This is a genomic window from Bradyrhizobium sp. cf659 (assembly GCF_900113725.1).
Classification (GTDB): domain Bacteria; phylum Pseudomonadota; class Alphaproteobacteria; order Rhizobiales; family Xanthobacteraceae; genus Bradyrhizobium.
The window spans coordinates 45,012-61,557 of the sequence record NZ_FOQJ01000001.1 but is presented as its reverse complement, the minus strand read 5'-3'; the positions used below and the strand labels follow the sequence as shown (position 1 = coordinate 61,557).

Annotated in this window: 20 protein-coding genes; 14 read left to right on the top strand and 6 right to left on the bottom strand. The window is 58.6% G+C overall.

Annotated elements, in window-relative coordinates; genetic code table 11:
* Nucleotides 1-107: 107 nt before the first annotated feature.
* Complete coding sequence (locus tag BM118_RS00340) at nucleotides 108-1,052, bottom strand: sce7725 family protein (RefSeq protein WP_244550025.1); 945 nt, start codon at nucleotides 1,050-1,052, stop codon at nucleotides 108-110.
* On the bottom strand, nucleotides 1,053-1,871 hold the full coding sequence (locus tag BM118_RS00335) for a sce7726 family protein (protein ID WP_143099450.1): 819 nt from the start codon (nucleotides 1,869-1,871) through the stop codon (nucleotides 1,053-1,055).
* A gap of 930 nt (nucleotides 1,872-2,801) precedes the next feature.
* On the opposite strand from BM118_RS00335, the gene BM118_RS00330 reads away from it, so the two are divergent.
* From BM118_RS00330 to BM118_RS00320, 3 genes are all read left to right on the top strand, one after another.
* Nucleotides 2,802-4,097: a tyrosine-type recombinase/integrase gene (locus BM118_RS00330; protein ID WP_244550024.1), complete on the top strand. Its 1,296-nt coding sequence runs from the start codon at nucleotides 2,802-2,804 to the stop codon at nucleotides 4,095-4,097.
* Nucleotides 4,098-4,099: 2 nt separating this feature from the next.
* On the top strand, nucleotides 4,100-4,951 hold the full coding sequence (locus BM118_RS00325) for a hypothetical protein (protein ID WP_092180707.1): 852 nt from the start codon (nucleotides 4,100-4,102) through the stop codon (nucleotides 4,949-4,951).
* Between the two features lie 87 nt (nucleotides 4,952-5,038).
* Nucleotides 5,039-5,341, top strand: a complete 303-nt coding sequence (locus BM118_RS00320) for a helix-turn-helix transcriptional regulator (protein WP_092180704.1) — start codon at nucleotides 5,039-5,041, stop codon at nucleotides 5,339-5,341.
* Here the strand turns inward: BM118_RS00320 and BM118_RS41040 are convergent.
* Nucleotides 5,319-5,855: a hypothetical protein gene (locus tag BM118_RS41040; RefSeq protein WP_177233886.1), complete on the bottom strand. Its 537-nt coding sequence runs from the start codon at nucleotides 5,853-5,855 to the stop codon at nucleotides 5,319-5,321. The two genes, BM118_RS00320 and BM118_RS41040, sit on opposite strands and share 23 nt — an antisense overlap.
* Here BM118_RS41040 and BM118_RS42720 point away from each other — a divergent pair.
* The 3 genes from BM118_RS42720 to BM118_RS00305 are packed head-to-tail and all read left to right on the top strand — an operon-like array spanning nucleotide 5,743 to nucleotide 7,084.
* Nucleotides 5,743-5,988 (top strand): DUF6074 family protein, encoded by a 246-nt coding sequence (locus tag BM118_RS42720; protein ID WP_441299742.1) that lies wholly within the window; start codon nucleotides 5,743-5,745, stop codon nucleotides 5,986-5,988. The genes BM118_RS41040 and BM118_RS42720 overlap by 113 nt on opposite strands.
* A complete protein-coding gene (locus tag BM118_RS42715) occupies nucleotides 5,919-6,332 on the top strand; it encodes a DUF6074 family protein (RefSeq protein WP_441299741.1) in 414 nt (137 codons plus the stop codon). The genes BM118_RS42720 and BM118_RS42715 overlap by 70 nt, the downstream gene beginning before the upstream one ends.
* Nucleotides 6,329-7,084: a hypothetical protein gene (locus tag BM118_RS00305; protein WP_143099392.1), complete on the top strand. Its 756-nt coding sequence runs from the start codon at nucleotides 6,329-6,331 to the stop codon at nucleotides 7,082-7,084. Before BM118_RS42715 ends, BM118_RS00305 begins: the two co-directional genes overlap by 4 nt.
* 119 nt (nucleotides 7,085-7,203) lie before the next feature.
* On the opposite strand, the gene BM118_RS00300 is transcribed toward BM118_RS00305, so the two are convergent.
* Entirely contained in the window at nucleotides 7,204-7,632 is a 429-nt protein-coding gene (locus BM118_RS00300; protein ID WP_143099391.1) for a hypothetical protein, read from the bottom strand.
* Between the two features lie 161 nt (nucleotides 7,633-7,793).
* On the opposite strand from BM118_RS00300, the gene BM118_RS00295 reads away from it, so the two are divergent.
* The gene (locus BM118_RS00295; RefSeq protein ID WP_092180689.1) at nucleotides 7,794-8,111 is read left to right on the top strand and encodes a hypothetical protein; all 318 of its coding nucleotides are present in this window, start codon (nucleotides 7,794-7,796) and stop codon (nucleotides 8,109-8,111) included.
* Entirely contained in the window at nucleotides 8,108-8,464 is a 357-nt protein-coding gene (locus BM118_RS00290; RefSeq protein WP_092180685.1) for a hypothetical protein, read from the top strand. Before BM118_RS00295 ends, BM118_RS00290 begins: the two co-directional genes overlap by 4 nt.
* Before the next feature lie 185 nt (nucleotides 8,465-8,649).
* On the opposite strand, the gene BM118_RS00285 is transcribed toward BM118_RS00290, so the two are convergent.
* Nucleotides 8,650-10,014 carry a PIN-like domain-containing protein gene (locus BM118_RS00285; protein WP_143099390.1) on the bottom strand — a complete coding sequence of 455 codons (1,365 nt, stop codon included), beginning with the start codon at nucleotides 10,012-10,014 and terminating at the stop codon, nucleotides 8,650-8,652.
* A gap of 450 nt (nucleotides 10,015-10,464) precedes the next feature.
* Here BM118_RS00285 and BM118_RS00280 point away from each other — a divergent pair, with 450 nt between their 5' ends.
* From BM118_RS00280 to BM118_RS00255, 6 genes are all read left to right on the top strand, one after another.
* On the top strand, nucleotides 10,465-11,307 hold the full coding sequence (locus tag BM118_RS00280) for a hypothetical protein (protein WP_143099389.1): 843 nt from the start codon (nucleotides 10,465-10,467) through the stop codon (nucleotides 11,305-11,307).
* Between the two features lie 262 nt (nucleotides 11,308-11,569).
* A complete protein-coding gene (locus BM118_RS00275) occupies nucleotides 11,570-12,214 on the top strand; it encodes a hypothetical protein (RefSeq protein ID WP_092180674.1) in 645 nt (214 codons plus the stop codon).
* 23 nt (nucleotides 12,215-12,237) lie between these two features.
* Nucleotides 12,238-12,858, top strand: a complete 621-nt coding sequence (locus BM118_RS00270; RefSeq protein WP_092180671.1) for an SAM-dependent methyltransferase — start codon at nucleotides 12,238-12,240, stop codon at nucleotides 12,856-12,858.
* A gap of 86 nt (nucleotides 12,859-12,944) precedes the next feature.
* Nucleotides 12,945-13,283 (top strand): hypothetical protein, encoded by a 339-nt coding sequence (locus tag BM118_RS00265; protein ID WP_092180668.1) that lies wholly within the window; start codon nucleotides 12,945-12,947, stop codon nucleotides 13,281-13,283.
* Between the two features lie 938 nt (nucleotides 13,284-14,221).
* The gene (locus BM118_RS00260) at nucleotides 14,222-15,178 is read left to right on the top strand and encodes a hypothetical protein (RefSeq protein WP_244550023.1); all 957 of its coding nucleotides are present in this window, start codon (nucleotides 14,222-14,224) and stop codon (nucleotides 15,176-15,178) included.
* A gap of 126 nt (nucleotides 15,179-15,304) precedes the next feature.
* Entirely contained in the window at nucleotides 15,305-15,763 is a 459-nt protein-coding gene (locus BM118_RS00255; protein ID WP_143099388.1) for an ASCH domain-containing protein, read from the top strand.
* A gap of 33 nt (nucleotides 15,764-15,796) precedes the next feature.
* On the opposite strand, the gene BM118_RS00250 is transcribed toward BM118_RS00255, so the two are convergent.
* The gene (locus tag BM118_RS00250; protein ID WP_092180665.1) at nucleotides 15,797-16,522 is read right to left on the bottom strand and encodes a hypothetical protein; all 726 of its coding nucleotides are present in this window, start codon (nucleotides 16,520-16,522) and stop codon (nucleotides 15,797-15,799) included.
* Between the last annotated feature and the right edge of the window lie 24 nt (nucleotides 16,523-16,546).

Sequence of the window (16,546 nt, the reverse complement as noted above, 5' to 3'; positions counted from 1 at the left end):
ACAGAAGTCGCAATTTCCATGATCTGGGCGAAGAGTTGGGAAGATGTTCTTCCTCAGCCCCCGATCATCAAAGCATGCAGGACAACATCGTGAAGGCATGAACTTCGCTACTCGAAATAGTCTGCGAGAGTCTCAATGTGATGCTTCAGGGACAACTTCTTGACGTATCCAAGACCGGGAAAGTGGCCTTCCGTATGAAGCTCACGAAATTCTTTCACCGCGGAGGTTTCGACAAGCTTTGAGCGTCCGGTGTTGAGCCTCTGAATCAACTTGGCGAGAGCTTCAGCAAACTTTCCAGCAGGATCGCTGGGGGTGTCCCGAGTATCGGAGACGAAATGATAAATGAACATTGCATCGTCCTTGTCTCCATCGATGAACGTTAGATGGATCGCAACGGCGTATGCTGGGCCGCCAGTTTCGGTGTAGTCATCTCCAACGATCAAAAAATCCCCGAACCCGTTCATTCCCTCCTCTGCGTAGGTGGCGTGGAGGTCGGAGAACTCTTCGAGTCTTGGGTGGTCCGCATTGCGACGTCGCTTAAAGCCGTCCCTCAAAAGAACGCGAGTCGCATCTTGAAAATGTTTGCGATACAGCTTGCCGCAGTGGGCCTCGAAGAAAACGTGTCGCGTGCTCCCCAGACGCTGTCCCAACTCGGCAGCTAACGCCCTGGCTTCCGTGAAGCCGGCATGGATGAACGTCGTGTTTTCCTCTGGATACGCGGCGTAGAGCTTTACCACGTCCTCAACTGTCATGTCTTTCTTGAGCAGAATGCCCGCTGCAATGGAGTCAGCATTGTTCGAAAACTGATTGTTGAGAAGGGACTCGATGTTGACCCCGTCCTCGCTGTGATCTCCATGGTGGGGGTTCACGATCACAGTTGCATGCCCGTCTGCTTCGATCACCGATTTCAGTGCGCGATCGAGGCCGCTCAGGGACTCTTTTACAGGCTCAATGATCGGCTCAAAATTGGAGCGAGCCAACAGAGCAGCAGACTCTCTAATCGCAATCAGTTCAAACTGCTTTCCCCTACAGTAGGGATAATAGATCGGCATCTATGTCCACCCCCTCGCCGTCTCCAAGGGAGTCTGCACGGCATGCACCAGCCGATCGCGATCACCTCGGTTCACCTGTACTGACAATGCGGCCGCGTGGAGCGATTGCGGCAACTGACCAATCAAATTGGAGAGCGGGGCCAAGTTGCGGGTACGCTTCAAGACGCTCACCATGGACCGCTGAACATCCTCGGAACAAAGTCTGCTAAACTGGTCACGCATTGCACTGTGAAGCTTGGTGTTTGGAATCGCCGGAACCTCGATCCCCAATTCATTCAAGATAGTCCGAGCCTCCGCAGATCGCAGAGACTCGAAAACTGACACCGGACTGGTTTGACCAGGGCAATCCGTTGCCTCTCGGATGGTGGTGATCTGATAGCGCCGTGAGAGGCTCATCACCCCAACTTCCTTGGGAACGATTTGTAGCACTCGGGACACATGGCCGTCGCAAGCGATCACGTTGATCGTCGCGAAAACTTTCTTGTAGTTCTCGATCTGGTTGCGGAGACGATCCAGAGAATCCCGTTCCGACTTGATTTCGTAGACGGTCGCAGTCCCGTTCAGGATGACGAGATCAGCCTTGCACGAGCCCGCGCGAAACTCGTTGAGCATGCACGCGGTGTTCAGCGAATGCTTACCCAAGAGCACTTTCTGCGTCACCGCCGCACGATAGATGTACTCATCCCGTAGCCCCTCGGTCTTCAGCACCGAGAACGCGGACTCAAAGCCGTCGGCCACCGTTGCATCCGGGCGCAACCAGCCGACCTTGGACTGGCTGAAAAGACGGCTGAACAAAGCAGAGCGCCCTTTCTTGGCCATCTCCCGAAAGACCGCCGAAGAAAATAGCCGCGTGGTTGCGGAGAGCTGGCTGGGCGTCAAAATCACTGCGAAAGGACCGGAATCAGGAGAAAAAGCTAAGAATCATAATAACATATAGTAACGAGCAGGAGAAACGGCACCGAGGAGATTGGTCCCCCCGTGACGTTCAGCGTATTGAACCAGAGGTTGTTAAACCGCTCCAACCTCTACCCGGCGATCTTAGCTTCCTTTCTTCCGCTCTCGCAAGTGGCCGTCCTTTGCCTCTCTTGCTCGGACCACGCATCCGCTTCCATCTGGCGGAGCCGCTCGAAACCTCCCTTGAGGTTGCGCAGGCTGCCGGGATTACGGTGACAGTGCACTTATTTGGATCGAGACAAGGTCCCGTGACATCATAGGAGGGCGCGTTAGATCGATTGAATGCACGCAGCACCTGGACTGGTGCATGGGGTATGGACGCTGTTTGCTGGCCAGGAGGCCCATCCCACAGGTTGACACGATGACATCATACCCCCGTTTTGCCCGACGCGTCAAATCCATTTCGGAAAAACGTCATCCACCAATGTCATCGCTACTGTGCATGGGGTTGTTTTCGGCTTTTTTAGTTTGCCGGCCATCGAGCGACCACGCGCGCGCCATCGTCGCGCGGCGGGAGCAGGCTCCGCGCCGACGGTCGATCCACCCGACAGATGATTTGGAAAAAATGGTCGGAGCGAGAGGATTTGAACCTCCGACCCCTAGTCTCCCAGATTGAATTTTAGCATTTTCCGGCGTTTCTCGTCTTTGCACAGAAATTCCAGATATTAGCTCAAATATCTGATATTTCGTTGTTTTTCGGCTAAAAATCTTGTATCTGGGTGGCTGACTTTTCCCGGACTTTCCCCGCGCCGTGCCTACATGGTGCCGACACGGGCTCTGGCGGAGGCAGCTTTCGTGGGGACTTCGAAACTCACCAAGACGGTCGCGGCCGAGCTCGCGCCGCGGGCAAATACGTACATCGAATGGGACGCTGATCTCCCCGGGTTCGGGCTTAGGGTGACGCCCAATGGCGCGAAAGCGTGGATTATTGAATACCGCGCCGGCGGTGGCGGCCGGCGCGCTCCGTCGCGTCGGATGACGCTGGGACCACTCGCCACCCTAACCGCCGAGAAAGCGCGCGGCGCTGCGAAAGACCTCCTGGCTGCCGCGCGCTTGGGCGCCGACCCGGCAAAGGATAGGCAGACCGCCCGCGCGGCCCCAACGGTGGACGAGCTGTCGAAGATCTTCCTCAAGCCCGAAACGAAGGTCGATCGCAAGGCATCGACCCTCGCGCTTTATGATCTGTATTTCCGGGTGCACATTCTTCCCGCCTTGGGCTCCAAGCGCGTTCAGGACGTCACGGGCGCAGACGTGGTGAAGTTGCATCGCGATGTCGGGGCAGAAAAGCCGGTCACGGCAAACAGGCTCGTCAAGGTCCTCTCCGGCTTCTTCTCGTGGGCCATCGCCGATCAAAAAATCCGGATGGAAAATCCCACCAAGGGGATCGACCTATTTCGCGAGCAAGGTCGGGAGCGATATCTCACCTCGGAGGAGCTGTCACGACTGGGGGATGCTCTGCGCGAGGCCGAGACGATCGGACTGCCACACCTGGTAGACGACACCAAGAAGGCCAAACACGCCCGGAAACCGGAGAACAGGTTCTCCAAGATCGACCAGTTTGCGGCCGCCGCAATCCGCTTGCTCATCTTCACTGGCGCGCGACTTCGCGAGATCCTGCACCTCGAGTGGCGAAACGTTGACCTCGAGCGCGGATTGCTGTTCCTCGACGACAGCAAGACCGGCCGGAAGCCGATCATTTTGAACGCGCCGGCTCTGCAAATTCTGACTGACCTTCCCCGCATCGGCAAATACGTGATCGCTGGACAGTCTGCTGGCGAAAAGGATGAGCAGCCTCGTGCCGATCTACAACGGCCGTGGGGCGCGCTCGTGAAGCGCGCCGGACTAGACGGCCTGCGCATTCACGATCTCCGCCACACCCATGCCAGCGTCGGCGCCGGCGCCAATCTCGGGCTTCCGATCATCGGTCGCCTGCTTGGTCACCGTCATCCCGACACTACAGCCAAGTATGCCCACCTCGACAATGATCCGCTGCGTCGGGCCTCCGAACGTATTGCGAGCGAACTCTCCACCGCGATGGGCGAAGTGAGCAAGCCCTCTGCTTCTATCCATAAGATCGGTGAGGCACGCTGAACATGATCAAGGACATCGCGATCGCAGCCCAATCAGAGTGGCTACATCCTGAGGCAGACTGGCTCGCTATTGAGCAGGCTCCCTATTTCTTTTCGCCTGCTTACGTGAGACCTGGGGCTGACTTTTTTGCGTTTGTTGAGCATCGAGCTCGCGCGCACGCCCTCTCAGATGTAGTCCAGCTTTCCGACCGCAGCGTCGCTCTACATCGCGGCCAGGCCCGGCTCACTATCGACGGATATGCCGGAGAGATGCGGCTGGAGCACGCCACCCCTTTTCAGTATTTGACGTTGGATGGCAGCGACGTGGATTACCAATCGGTGTTCTACGCTGAGGCGGCGGAGCACGAGGAAATCTCACCAGAGCATCGGCAATCAGTACTCGATCTCGCAAGCTTCGCTATGCGCTTCCGGCGCGATCAACAGCAGCATTTTCTTACTGCACTCCAGCAGAGAGAGGCCCTGGTCGTTGGCCGGTGGCACAGCGTCACCGACCCGTTTCGTCCGGTTCAGTACGATCAGTGGCTGCATTTTAGGTTCAACCCCTCTACCCGCATTGCCCAGTCCGAAGGTGGCGACGCTCTCATCTATTCGCCCATGGTCCTGCCGATCGAGCAAAACCTCTCGCCTAAACAGCAGGCGGAAAAAGCTGTACTCGATTGGTTGGTGGACTTCATGCATCGAACGAGCGAGCGCCCCGTGCAAAAAGAAAAGATCAGAGTTGAGGCCCAAAATCGATGGCACGATTTGTCAGATCGAGCTTTTTTCAAGATTTGGGATAGAGCAATTTCGCAAAGCGGTGTCGAGACTTACGGTCGGCCGGGAAGGCCTAAGAAAATCATCGCGACCTCCTCTTGAAATCGTAGCGGCTTTTTCCTTCTTAGATTTCCTGCACTTTCTTCCGCATCAACAACGCTTCGTTGAGTTGGCGGAAGGAAGCTCATCATGCAACAGATTGACCGAGGCTCGGGCCAGAACGACGCGCGTCGAGCGCGCGGACGTCCCAAAGGCTCAACGGGCAAGAGGCGCGAGAACGCGCCAGAGACAAGCACCCCCGCTCCATCTGGCTACCATAAACCTGAGGCGGCCGCGGCGCGCATCGGTCTGACCCCAGGCACACTGGCGAAGTGGCGATGCGCCGGTACCGGCCCAGCTTACATCCGGATCGGTGGCCGCATTCTATACAAGGAAGCCGATCTCGATGCCTTCCGTGACGCTTGCCGCGTCATTCCCGGCGCTTCCTCCTGAACAACATCAACGCAGCCGCGCCGAGGCAGTCGCCGGCGCCGGCGCAGCCGCCGCCGGCCGGAAGTACGCCGGCGGCACAGCGCCGCCCCAGGGTGTTCATGGCCTGGGGCGGCGCCTTCTCTCCCACTGATCGAGGACAGAAGAAATGACCGAACGCCTCCTCAGCCCCTACCGCCGCGCCGGCAAGCTGCTCAGCTTGGTGCGCGATCTCGCATCGTTTTGCGAGCAACACCAGCACCGCGACTTGGCCGGCGGTCTGAGCTTCGACGAGTTGCACCAGGTCGAGCGCGAACTCGCCGAGGTCGCGAAATGGATGCAGCAGCTCGGAGTTTGCCGTGCGCCGAAGGCGCGCGCGGCCGAGCGCGAGCCCGTCGATGACGAATGTTTTTAGGGAGAGGACGATGCGTTTTGTCGTATTTCCGCACTCTCGAAACGCCGGAATGCTCGATCGTGTAGCACGGGCAATGGCGGCTAAGGGCTCGATAGATGCAGCCCAGGAGGAGCTTGCGTTCATCCTCGAGGTAATTGCCGACAAACTCGAGAGGCTCGGTGTAGCCGACGCCGACATCGATCACGAATGTCATTCGTTGGCGCGGGCGGCATGGCAGCGATGGCAGCAGCTCCAACTCGAAGCGGGTGCGGCATGAGAGACCGCTTCGCCTCGATCGCTGCAAGTCATCGACCTGCAGCAGCATCGCCAGCAACGTCGCCGCGGCTTCACGTTGAGATCGCTCCTCGCAAAGCGAAAATCCTCCTGCTCCCGGGCCTTTTCCGTGGGGTCGGTCATGTGAGGCGTCATGTCGACTTCGTTCTTACACTCGACGCTGAACGAGGCGAGCAACACGTTCAAAGAAACCTGAGGGCGCTCCGGCGAACCCTTGATGAGCTGGGCGTCGATCCGACGACAGCCGAACACGAGGTTCGCCGCTTCGAGGGCGCGGTGCGAGCCGAACTCTGGCGTCGGGTTCTCCTGCAAGGCGGTGACCAATGAGCACTGCTCCCGCCCGCCACATCGCTGTCGCGGAGGATCGCGCTCTTCCACATCGAACAGACCATCATGTCGCTCGATTTCGTCCTCGTGAACTCCTTCGCCTGATGTCGATACGATATGGGCGCGAGATCCACGCCGATGAAGCCGGCTTACGCCTCCGGGATCGGATGCTGGATGCCCTCGCATTGAGCGGGAGCGCGGGGCGACGTCGAGCCGAGAACTTCCTAACCCTGTACTGTCGCTGGATGACCGCTTGCGAGCGGGACAGCGCCATCGAGGCGGCTTTCCGCGATCAACGTCTCTGGTCCGCCGAAGCACTGGGCAACGACTTGGACGTCACCGAGGCAGAGCACGCCAGAGCGCGGATTAGGACCTTTCGCATTGCCGGAATGACCGATGCCGACATGAAGATCAAGCGCGCGGCGAAAGAGGCAGCTCGCAAGAAGCAGGAGCGGCTACAGCAGAGACTGGGAAGGAAGCCGAAGGAACCGCGGCCAGCAGCCCGTGTAGACGCCATCCTGAACATCATGCCCGAGGATCACCGATGGTGGAGCGTCGGCGCCGTTATCAGTGAGCTGAAACGATCCAAAGCGATCGCGTTCGCTACCTTGGACAAGCAAACCAGCAGCCTTCGACCGGCTGTCCATCGGGCCATCAAACACGGCGTCGCTGAGGGGCGGCTCGACACGCGAATGGTGCCGGGATCGAAGATGTCGGAGGCGATGGAGATCAGGCGCGGAGGCCGCCAGTGAGCCGGAACACGGGCTTTGCCGCAGACTGCGGACGGCTCTTTGATACGGTATCAACACGGTATCAAAACCTCGTCCGCAATCTGGATTTGCAGATTGCGGACGCCACTTTGATACCGGTATCAAAACCGCGTCCGCAGTATTCCTATATAACTGATAGCGGACTGCCGGGCTGCACCGCTTTCGAGATCGTGCGCATGGGCCGGTCGGCTGATCGCCGCCGGCCCTCTAAACAGATCAGCGAGGCCGGCGCGCTCCAGCGCGTCCGGCCGTCGACCTCTCGATATAATGACCGAGGTGATCGTGCATCCCGTCCGCGCCGCCAATCCGCTGCCTACCACCAGAAGCACGACGAGCAAAAAGAGCTGGAAGCGGGCGCGAGCGAGCACGCGCGCGGCACTGACGGGCTGGCTGGGGCGTCCGGTCGCTGGGACGCGGATCAGCGGGCCCGCCATCAGCACCGCTCTAATCAGCGCCCCCGCCCCTCCTGTGCCGCGCTCTGGCGGCTCCAAATCCAGCGCCGCTGTTTCCGACGCCCAGGTCCAGAACATGCACCGGTGAGCGCGCCAGCCGCGCTGCGCCCACGAAAACCGCCCGTTTGCGGTAAGTATCTTTCACCGCGCCGCCGCCATGCGAGCGCGACGGGCGCGGTAAATAAGCGTATCTGGGGTTTCAAAAATCCCAGTTTCGTTTCGCGGTTGGGGAGCCAGTAATGTCAGCGCTTTCCGTCAATTTCGGTACCGCTTCTCGCCCGAACCGACGCTTGCCCAGGCGCATCCTCGCCATTCTCGCTGAGCACGACGGAATGAGCGCTGCGGAGCTGGCTGCTAGCGTCTACGACGCGCGGCTCGTGACGCGTCGAGGCTGGCACCGGACCGCCCCGCCGTCGCGGCTGTGGGCCACCCGACGAGCCCTGCGGCGGCTCGTCAGGAGCGGCCGTGTCACCGTCATTGGCAGCTATCGGCGGCGCAGGCTCTTCGCGCTAACCGATCCCGCGCTCCCACGGCTCGATTTGGAGGCGACGGAATGAGTTTCGAGGCGTCCGACGAGACGCTGATCACCAAACTAGAGGTAGTTCTTGGCCTGCTTCGTGCACGCCAGCAGGCCTCGCCCGGGGAGCTGCATACCTTGGAGCTAAAGGAGGCCGCGCATGTCGCGGGCGTATCCGAAAGCCAAATGCGCAGGCTCTGCCAAGCGCACGTCTTTGGGCTTCACCCAAATGGCTACGGCCGAAAAAAGAAGAGCAACGCAGACCACTGGGAGGTCGTTGCTCTGCCATTCCTGATGAGCGTGCCTATACGCAATCTTGCTCGTTTCCGCGAGGTGATACCACCGAAGGGAAACACCGGCGGCGTTGGCCGAGAAGCGCAAGACCGTGTCTGACGCTCACGTGAAGCTAGGAATTTTGATGGAAACGTTGCGACAGGTAGGAGCATTACCGGTCGTGACCATCAGCGAAGCAGCAGCGCACCTGGTCACGTGAGCTAAGCGAACGATAGCAGAAGAGATTTGCCAGGTTGAGCTCTTCGCGTCTGACCCGAAGCGGACCATGGTCGTGTAGGGCCGTGTTAATACGCCCCTCTTCTCTCGAGCCTTGGCAAGTTACTGAGCTGCAGTTGAAGGTCCGAGATAGCTCTGCGCAATGAACTTTCTTTGCTCCTCAGTGGTTGTGCAGCCCTATTCCATGGCAAAGTTAAGCTGGCATTCAATTCATCTTGCGTGAGTTGAGCAATAGCGCCACGGACCTGGCGTAGCTCTTCCTCCAAAATTTGCAATCGCAGTATCAACTCCGCTTCTTCCGGACTGGTGGCTTCGTTGTCTCCGACAAAGTCGTTACGTTGATAACCAGCTTGAGGGTATTCGAACTTGCCCTGACTGTCGGACACGGTGGTATGCGCCGAGCGCACAAAGGCGTCGAGGCCCGCAGCCTGGATCGCGCTGTTGGCGGTAGCTTCGGCAACCTGGACGTCAGTAACCAGGGTATTTGGAGCGGACATCTCCTTCAACAAGTCATGCAGGCTCGACAGGCGCAGCGACCGTCCGCCGGAAGCATGTCGGTACGCTTCCACAAGTTCGGGTCTTGGGTACACCGCCCGGTTTCCTGAGCGCACAAACCAGTCGGCCTTCTGTTCGCCCGTGACGAAGATGAGATCCTTCCCCGTTGTCTCGCCCAAGTGAAGCAAGGACATCCAGATAAGTACGTCCCCGATGCCCCGATCATCCTTGCTGCTGTCTTTATAGCCAGGCGGTACCTTGTTCCGCAGTCCGTAATCGAGCTCCTCAATAATTTTTTCGGGCGTTTGGCCCGGTCCGATCATTCGTTCCTTTGTGAACAGTTGCGCGTAGAAAGTTGTGACAGGGTCGTTCCCGCGCCAGCTCCTCAGGTGCGCCGATAGCTGGCGTAGCAGTTTCAGGTACTGCTTCGTTGCCACATCTAGGCTCTCGGCAGATGTCACAAGCGCATCGCGCTTAGAGAAGCCGTCTAGGAGCAATGGTGTGACCTTGGCATCCCAATCCGCCATCCGGGAAATCCGGTCATCGATGGCTTGCGCCATCTCCGCGAGCTTACGGTCGCGGTTCTTGATGAACTCCCGTGCCACCCGCTCTGGCAGGAATAGCCTGCCCTCCTGGGCGAACTGGGAATAGACCGTCGCGAGGGCAGAGAGATCACCCGTTCCCAAAGAATAGGGGAGGAGCAGCGCATTGGTGTCCAGCGCTACCAGCACGGCGTTCGACTTCGGGGCAAGCTCCTCCGTCGGCTGAAACACTCGGTGGGCTTCTGGGTAGATTTTCTCCAGGAGGAACAGGTCGGGTCCGGCTGGGGGCTTCGCCTCAGACCTATTGCGATCAGTTACGCCGGCGTTGACTTTCGCCTTTTCTACCTGCGGAGCCTTCGGCTGTGCCGCGCCCGGCGCCACCTCGTTCTCACCCAAACTCGCCTCCGTTCGCTGCTCGTCCGTTGATACGACCTCAGGACAACGCTGACTAGAGGCTTCCGCGATAACGGAACCCGCAGTCTCTTGCGAGACCACGCCGACCCAGAGCAGACGAATTTTGAGTTGGCGTGGTCTCGGCTTGTGCCCCTAATCGGAGCGGCCCTGAAGCCCGTTATTGAACCGGGTTCAGGAGCCTAACGGACGTACCATCTCTGGTGACGATGTTGCGAGTAGAGAGCGGCGCGCATTTCCGCGCGACGACGACCTTGCCGCGAGCATCGCAAATCTGATCACCTCCGTGCCTGAGCGCGATCGAAGCACAGTCCGCCTCGAAGCAATGATCGCAGCTCGCCCGACTGTCATGGCCTCGCAGTCGAGTGCGCCGCCGGGTTGCTTGGGGTATCCGGCGGCGCCGACTTCCCCTTCCTCCAACGCTGGGTGTCCAGGATGCTTGATAACTTGACCGATCGGCGGGCGCTCCTCGAGCGAGCGCGCACCGAGTTGACCGAGAATGAGAACAGCCTCGCTACGCTTGCAGAAGCCAAGGGCGAAGCCAGTAAAACAGGCCGCGAGGCCTTCGCTCGATGGAAGGATGACTTCGACTGGCGGACCATTGAAAAGGATCGCCTGACGGTGCTCATCGAGGAGCTGAGCCGCGAAGTGGCGAACGAGGACGCTGCTGAAGCGAGCGCCAGACTTCGCGAGACTTACAAGCGAAGGCGGGCAGCAAACGGTGAGTTAGCCAACCGGATCGTCAACGAGCTTTCACGGATCAATAGTGAAGTCCTCGCGTTGCTCCGTGAGATAGCGACTGCAGCTATCGAGGACGTCACAATCAATGCAGGCTTGCCAGATGATCTTGAACCGCTGGTCTCAGCTCACTTGCTCGCACGCGCTCATCCAGGACGAGCACGTGAGGAGTTGAGCTCCAAACGCCTCAGTTTGTGGGTACGGTCCGACAACGGTGCGGTTGTCGGCGATCCGGATGCGGTCGAAGATATCGGCAATGGGCGCGGGGTCATCAGGCGCATGGCGCCGCTTCCAAACATCCGGTGTCACAAAGCCTCATTCGAGCAGATTTCCTTCCATCCTGCCGAGGCTCCGATACGTCCCATCGCGCTTTGGAAAATGCGATTAGCAGATGCCAAGGGTCCGGGCTTCATCTTCGATGGAAGCGAGCTCACTCATCCAAGCCAAGTCCTGGCGGCGCTCGATTGTGCTGCTCAGAGCGACAAACCACGTGATCGACCGATCGAGACGGAAATCCGGCCTGTTAGGGCTGAGAGCTGAGTAGACGTGTGCGGCACGACCGAGGCTCGTCGTCGGCGCAGGACAACGCTGGCGTCTTTGACGAGATTACCGATAAGCTTCAGGGTATAGTATAGAGGACAACACGAAGGCGCTCGACAGCACCAACGCCAAGTCCACGGGCCGACGAGCGGTTAGCATACAGCCTCAGGATGGCGCGTTAACCATTTCTTTATGTGTTGGCGGCGGCCGGCGGCGCAAAATGCAAGATTGCAGGACCTTTTCAGAACCTGCGATCTTTTCCATGAGCTATCTTGACCGGGTTAAGCCCATAGTCGATCAGACGATCTCAACGCTAGCGTCTGCCAACTTCGAGACCGATCCGATTGCCGGTGAAAAATATTCGCGGCAGACCAGCATCATCAGCTCAGCTTACAAGCGCCACGGCACGATCCTTGAGCGTGCGATGCTCGAAAGCCTTCGTGAAAGCAACCGGCACAAAGTCTGGAGGGAAGATGCCTTTCGCGTCTCTCATGCAGCAGACCAGCTTATAGGTCACCATGCGGACTTGGCGCTGTTGCCGTACGGTGAGAGCATGCGCACCTTACAGATTGACATGATGGTTTTCGATAGTGCTGATCAGACCCTTAGGGCTTACGAGGTCAAACGCGGTTTCGGGAAGTTCGACGCCGGTAAAATCCGCTCGATCAGACGGGATCTATTGGTCACGCAGATGCTGCTTAAGAGCTACGGCGAACTTACAGGATGTAAGGCTGAGAAGGCGGAAACCAGGATTATTTTCTACTACGGCCGGCGCTCGATCCCGAAGCCGTATTCCTTGGTCGGGCCAGAGCTTAACGATCACTTCGGCTTTCCGGTGTACGATCTCGTCGAAGAAGCCAATGCCTATTTCAAGCAGGAGCTGTATGCTCTCCTAGATCGAATCTAGCCGAGGGCACGGGGGACGAGTGGATGCAGAACCGATCGCACGCCGTCATGGCGCAGCGTACCGAGGCGGCGGACAGCCCCGACGACTTTCCGACGCCTCCATGGGCCACGCGCGGCTTTATGGAGCACGTCCTGGCCGAGTTCGGTCCGTTCAAGAACCGGAGCTGCCTTGAGCCCGCGTGCGGCGCCGGACACATGGCCAAGGTTTTGAACGAATACTTCGGCGAGGTGCGCGCTTCCGACGCTTACAAGTACGGCTATGGGTCAGTCAGGAACTATCTCGACGTTCCCTATGAGGCGAACGCCGTCGATTGGGTGATCACCAATCCGCCCTTCCGGTTGGCCGAGGACTTCGTACAACGTTCACTCACTGTCGCCAGACAGGGTGTCGCCGTCCTAGTTCGCACCGTCTTCATTGAGAGCGTTGGGCGCTATCGCAATTTGTTTGAGAAAACGCCGCCGGCGATCTGTGCTCAATACACAGAGCGTGTTCCGATGGTGAAAGGGCGGCTGGACCGGAAGGCATCCACTGCGACGGGCTACGCCTGGCTGGTGTGGAAGAAATCCGGAGCTCGATCGACACAATTGACGTGGATACCGCCTTGCCGGAAGGCTTTCGAGCTGGACAGCGATTACCCGAGGTAGGCGGCCGGGCCGCTTCCCCTAACATCTGAGCTTGTCGGCGAGGTTGACACCGCGCCTCCAATCAGGCTTTGGCTCTGCCCACGGGCATGGGCGCACATCGAGACGATATCCTCGCAGAATACTATCTTCGAGCGGCCGGCGTCGCCGCGGGCCTGATCGGCGCCGAGGATACCGCGCGTTTGAGCCTCGATCCGGAACGCGTCGTCTATTCCTGCCCGCGCGGCTCCAACTTCGTGCTCGCCTACCGTCTCCAGATATGGAAGCAGGAGCACGATCACGTCGCCGCGCCCAGCCAGGCGGCGCTGGGTGTCCAGCTCGAGCAGCTCGCCGACCAGGGCGGCGTCGGCATCACACCCCATTCTATCGCGATCGGCCGCGCTCCCGCGCGGCGGTCGCGGAAATTAATGCTCGGCTGGCAGCTATGAAGCTTAAGGGCCAGCTGCGGGAGCTGAACCAATCGTTCAAAGCCGCGCGGGCGATCGACCCCTCGCTCCGGTATGCAGATTTCTTTCAGGCAAAGAAAGCAGCACTCCTTGAGGCACTAGCGCGGAAGTAAAGCCTGAGCAGCGTATGGGCGGGACACCGTTCCTCATTCTCCAGCTCACGATACCGCGCCGCAACATTCAAATCGGTTGCTCTTAAGATGTAAAGTTGATGTTCTTCCCGCGGGCTGTGGGAGGTGCGACGGCAATATGGCTGACGTTGGAGAATGGCTCGATGTTCCAGACCGCATCAGCCGGTCTGGCTTCGTCTTCTTGCAAAATTGGATGCCTGAGCTATCCACAGACCAAGCTTTGAGCGAGCATAGAGCGCTTAGATTTGAGGCAGCTTCACGTATTCACACCATCCAGCCCAGCGCCGAGGGTACCCCCAATACCTACAGCGGACGATATGGTCTTGCGGCCTTCCCGGCCCACACTGACCTAGCGCATTGGCCTGAGCCGCCCCGATATCTCTGGTTACGCTGCCTTAGAGGCTACGACGAGGTTCCTACTATTCTCTTCGATGGTAATCGTCTCATAGAGCAATGCGGCGCAAACTTGTTGTCACGATCGCTGGTCCGTGCGCGCCGGCCATTAGCAGGTCGCCTTCATTTGATGCCCCTCTATCTCCCCTCACGTAACTCCGCGCCTGCGCGCCTTCGATGGGATGAAACTTATATCGTTCCCGCGTCCGACGTCGGGGTCGAGGGCTTTACGAAAATGAAGGCCGTGATCCGCGAGCAGAGAGAAATCCTTTGTCCGCTATCAGCGCCAGGCGACACGCTCATCATCGACAATTGGCGGATGCTTCACGCGAGATCAGTTGTGCCGCGGCATTGTGGCGATCGGCTGATCGAACGTGCATACCTGAGGAGTCTACATTGAAAGACGAACCCAAAGAGGCTCCGCTTGCCTCAGACATTTGGTCGCCAAACCAGTTGCTGGCTAAGGCGCAGAGATATGCCGAAACGATGCTTAAGGCGGATCGGAATGACTGGCATTTCGCGCTCTGGTCAAGCCTGGTGCTTGAGTATCTCCTCCGGGGAGCCCTAGCCGACTATAGCCCTGCATTTTTGGCAGACAAAGCTGACTGGAATAACCTCGCGAGTGCGCTTGGGTACCAACCAAAAGTGAAGAAGTTCACTCCGAAATCGATCCCGACTAGCGAGGTGATCACCCGCCTGAGCGCCCTCGATGGGAGCTTCGATGGCGAGCTCGCTGGCTTCTGCAAGGCGCATACTTCGCTGAGAAATGCGGAGCTGCACTCTGGCGAGGTCGCATTCGATGGTCAGAGCCACGCGCCTTGGCTCGCACGCTTTTACAAGACAGCAAAGGTCCTGCTGGAGTCGGTGGAACGAGATCTCGCCTTTGTATTTGGAGAGGCGGAGGCGAAAGTCGCCGAAGCACTTATTCTCGCTTATGCCGATGAGGCCGCGAAAGCTGTTCAAGGCATCATCCACGCTCATTCAGAGGCTTGGAAAGCCAAGAGCGACGACGAACGCGCGAAGTTGGTAAGTCTTGCGAGCTACTGGGCGAGCCCCCGCATAGGCCATCGCGTAACTTGCCCAGCTTGCAAATCCGTTGCCATCGTCGTCGGAAGCTCAATCTCGCCTCCGCAGAAGACAATTGAGAACGATCTAATAACGGAGAGGCAACGGCACCTTCCAAATCGGTTCGAGTGCGTTGCTTGCGGCATGAAGATCGCCGGACTTTCTCAGCTTCTAGCTGCGGGCCTCGGCGATACCTACGTGCAAACCTCTTCGTATGACGCTTCGGAATACTATGCACCTGCAGATGAAGCGGATAGTTGGGAGCCCGACAACAATGAGCCCTTCTGACAGGTCCCCAATTTATCCTGAGCAACGCGATTGCTTCGATGATGATGCACGCAAAAATAGCAGGTTTCGTCGTTCGTGAGGCGGCTTTTCACTTGGATTTGCCGTGCCAGCCGATAGTCTCTCGTAATGAGGATTATCAGCATCAGACAACCTTGGGCTTCCTTGATCGTCGCCGGGGGCAAGAACATCCTTACCGGAGCATTTGAGCGCAAAGACGTCGAGAACAGAACTTGGGCGACTGCTTACCGTGGTCTTGTGCTCATCCACTCATCCCAGCGTCCGGACGACATCACCACAGCCGAGATCGAGAGGCGATTTGGCGTGCGGCTCACGGGCGAGCAGCCGCGCGGCGGCGTCATCGGCATGGTCGAGATCGTTGATTGCGTCCGGCCGCACCCGAGCAAGTGGTACACGCCGAACCATTGGGCCTTCGTGTTGGCGAACTCGCGGCCGCTTCCCTTCGTGAAGTGGAAAGGCGCGCTGTCATTGCGTGGGGCGTCGCAAGAGCTGTTCCACCTCTGCGGTCTGGCTGCAAACCTTACTGTGTCCAGTTCGGAGCAGGCTGCGGGCGCGACGCGCGGCTAAGCGCCACAAAGCGGAAGACGGAATTGCCGCTCTCTAGGCGCCCTCTGAGGGACGCTTGCGCATGTAGCCCTCCACAAGCTCTGTCCCTACTTCCTGGAAGAAATGCACGAGCTGCGGATCTGCATTGGGGAATTGGTTGGCATACATAACGGCCGTAGGACCGAGCCGCAGCACCATTTCCTCCAACCACGCGATCAGAAACTTTCCATCGACGAACGGTCCAAGTTCCGCGAATTGGCCTCGGCTCGTTAATCGAAAGCCGCCGTAATTTGCGTGAGACGCCAATTCAGACAGCTTGTTGTACTCCTCCGCTCGCTTCTTCGTCGTGTCGCCGTCTCGCGCATCGAGAGCAATCCTGATTTTCACAGGATCGAATTTCTCCCTACGCTCTTTCCTGTCTGCTTTCATCCACACGCTCCTCTGGGCCGGTGACGTGCGGAAATAGTCCATGAGGTAGCCGACCTCTAGGATGTCACGCGCCTGATGAAACGCCGTCTGGTAGTAGCCGGAGAGAGCAAGCTTGATACCGGATGAGGCCGCATTGAATAGCCGCACGCCCAGCATCTGCATTGTATTTTCGTCTTCGGACTGAGATTTGTGGTCGATCGTGTAGACAAAAATCAACGACATGAGCTTTTGTATCATTTCCAGTCGTCGGGCCATTTCTGGGGCAGCGCGCACCAAGGCCATGCTCTCCTCGCGCAGTTTTTCCTCGTGGCCGTGCGTCGTCTCAATGTCCTCGAATTGTCCCTTCGTCATCCGCTTTCTCCAAAATAGCGACAC

What these genes read in the sequence shown, in the direction of transcription:
- BM118_RS00340 (WP_244550025.1), bottom strand. Translation starts at nt 1,052, where the DNA reads ATGCCGATCTATTATCCCTACTGTAGGGGAAAGCAGTTTGAACTGATT.
- BM118_RS00335 (WP_143099450.1), bottom strand. Translation starts at nt 1,871, where the DNA reads ATGGCCAAGAAAGGGCGCTCTGCTTTGTTCAGCCGTCTTTTCAGCCAG.
- BM118_RS00325 (WP_092180707.1), top strand. Translation starts at nt 4,100, where the DNA reads ATGATCAAGGACATCGCGATCGCAGCCCAATCAGAGTGGCTACATCCT.
- BM118_RS00320 (WP_092180704.1), top strand. Translation starts at nt 5,039, where the DNA reads ATGCAACAGATTGACCGAGGCTCGGGCCAGAACGACGCGCGTCGAGCG.
- BM118_RS42720 (WP_441299742.1), top strand. Translation starts at nt 5,743, where the DNA reads ATGCGTTTTGTCGTATTTCCGCACTCTCGAAACGCCGGAATGCTCGAT.
- BM118_RS41040 (WP_177233886.1), bottom strand. Translation starts at nt 5,855, where the DNA reads ATGAACGCAAGCTCCTCCTGGGCTGCATCTATCGAGCCCTTAGCCGCC.
- BM118_RS42715 (WP_441299741.1), top strand. Translation starts at nt 5,919, where the DNA reads ATGTCATTCGTTGGCGCGGGCGGCATGGCAGCGATGGCAGCAGCTCCA.
- BM118_RS00305 (WP_143099392.1), top strand. Translation starts at nt 6,329, where the DNA reads ATGAGCACTGCTCCCGCCCGCCACATCGCTGTCGCGGAGGATCGCGCT.
- BM118_RS00300 (WP_143099391.1), bottom strand. Translation starts at nt 7,632, where the DNA reads ATGTTCTGGACCTGGGCGTCGGAAACAGCGGCGCTGGATTTGGAGCCG.
- BM118_RS00295 (WP_092180689.1), top strand. Translation starts at nt 7,794, where the DNA reads ATGTCAGCGCTTTCCGTCAATTTCGGTACCGCTTCTCGCCCGAACCGA.
- BM118_RS00290 (WP_092180685.1), top strand. Translation starts at nt 8,108, where the DNA reads ATGAGTTTCGAGGCGTCCGACGAGACGCTGATCACCAAACTAGAGGTA.
- BM118_RS00280 (WP_143099389.1), top strand. Translation starts at nt 10,465, where the DNA reads ATGCTTGATAACTTGACCGATCGGCGGGCGCTCCTCGAGCGAGCGCGC.
- BM118_RS00275 (WP_092180674.1), top strand. Translation starts at nt 11,570, where the DNA reads ATGAGCTATCTTGACCGGGTTAAGCCCATAGTCGATCAGACGATCTCA.
- BM118_RS00270 (WP_092180671.1), top strand. Translation starts at nt 12,238, where the DNA reads ATGCAGAACCGATCGCACGCCGTCATGGCGCAGCGTACCGAGGCGGCG.
- BM118_RS00265 (WP_092180668.1), top strand. Translation starts at nt 12,945, where the DNA reads ATGGGCGCACATCGAGACGATATCCTCGCAGAATACTATCTTCGAGCG.
- BM118_RS00255 (WP_143099388.1), top strand. Translation starts at nt 15,305, where the DNA reads ATGAGGATTATCAGCATCAGACAACCTTGGGCTTCCTTGATCGTCGCC.
- BM118_RS00250 (WP_092180665.1), bottom strand. Translation starts at nt 16,522, where the DNA reads ATGACGAAGGGACAATTCGAGGACATTGAGACGACGCACGGCCACGAG.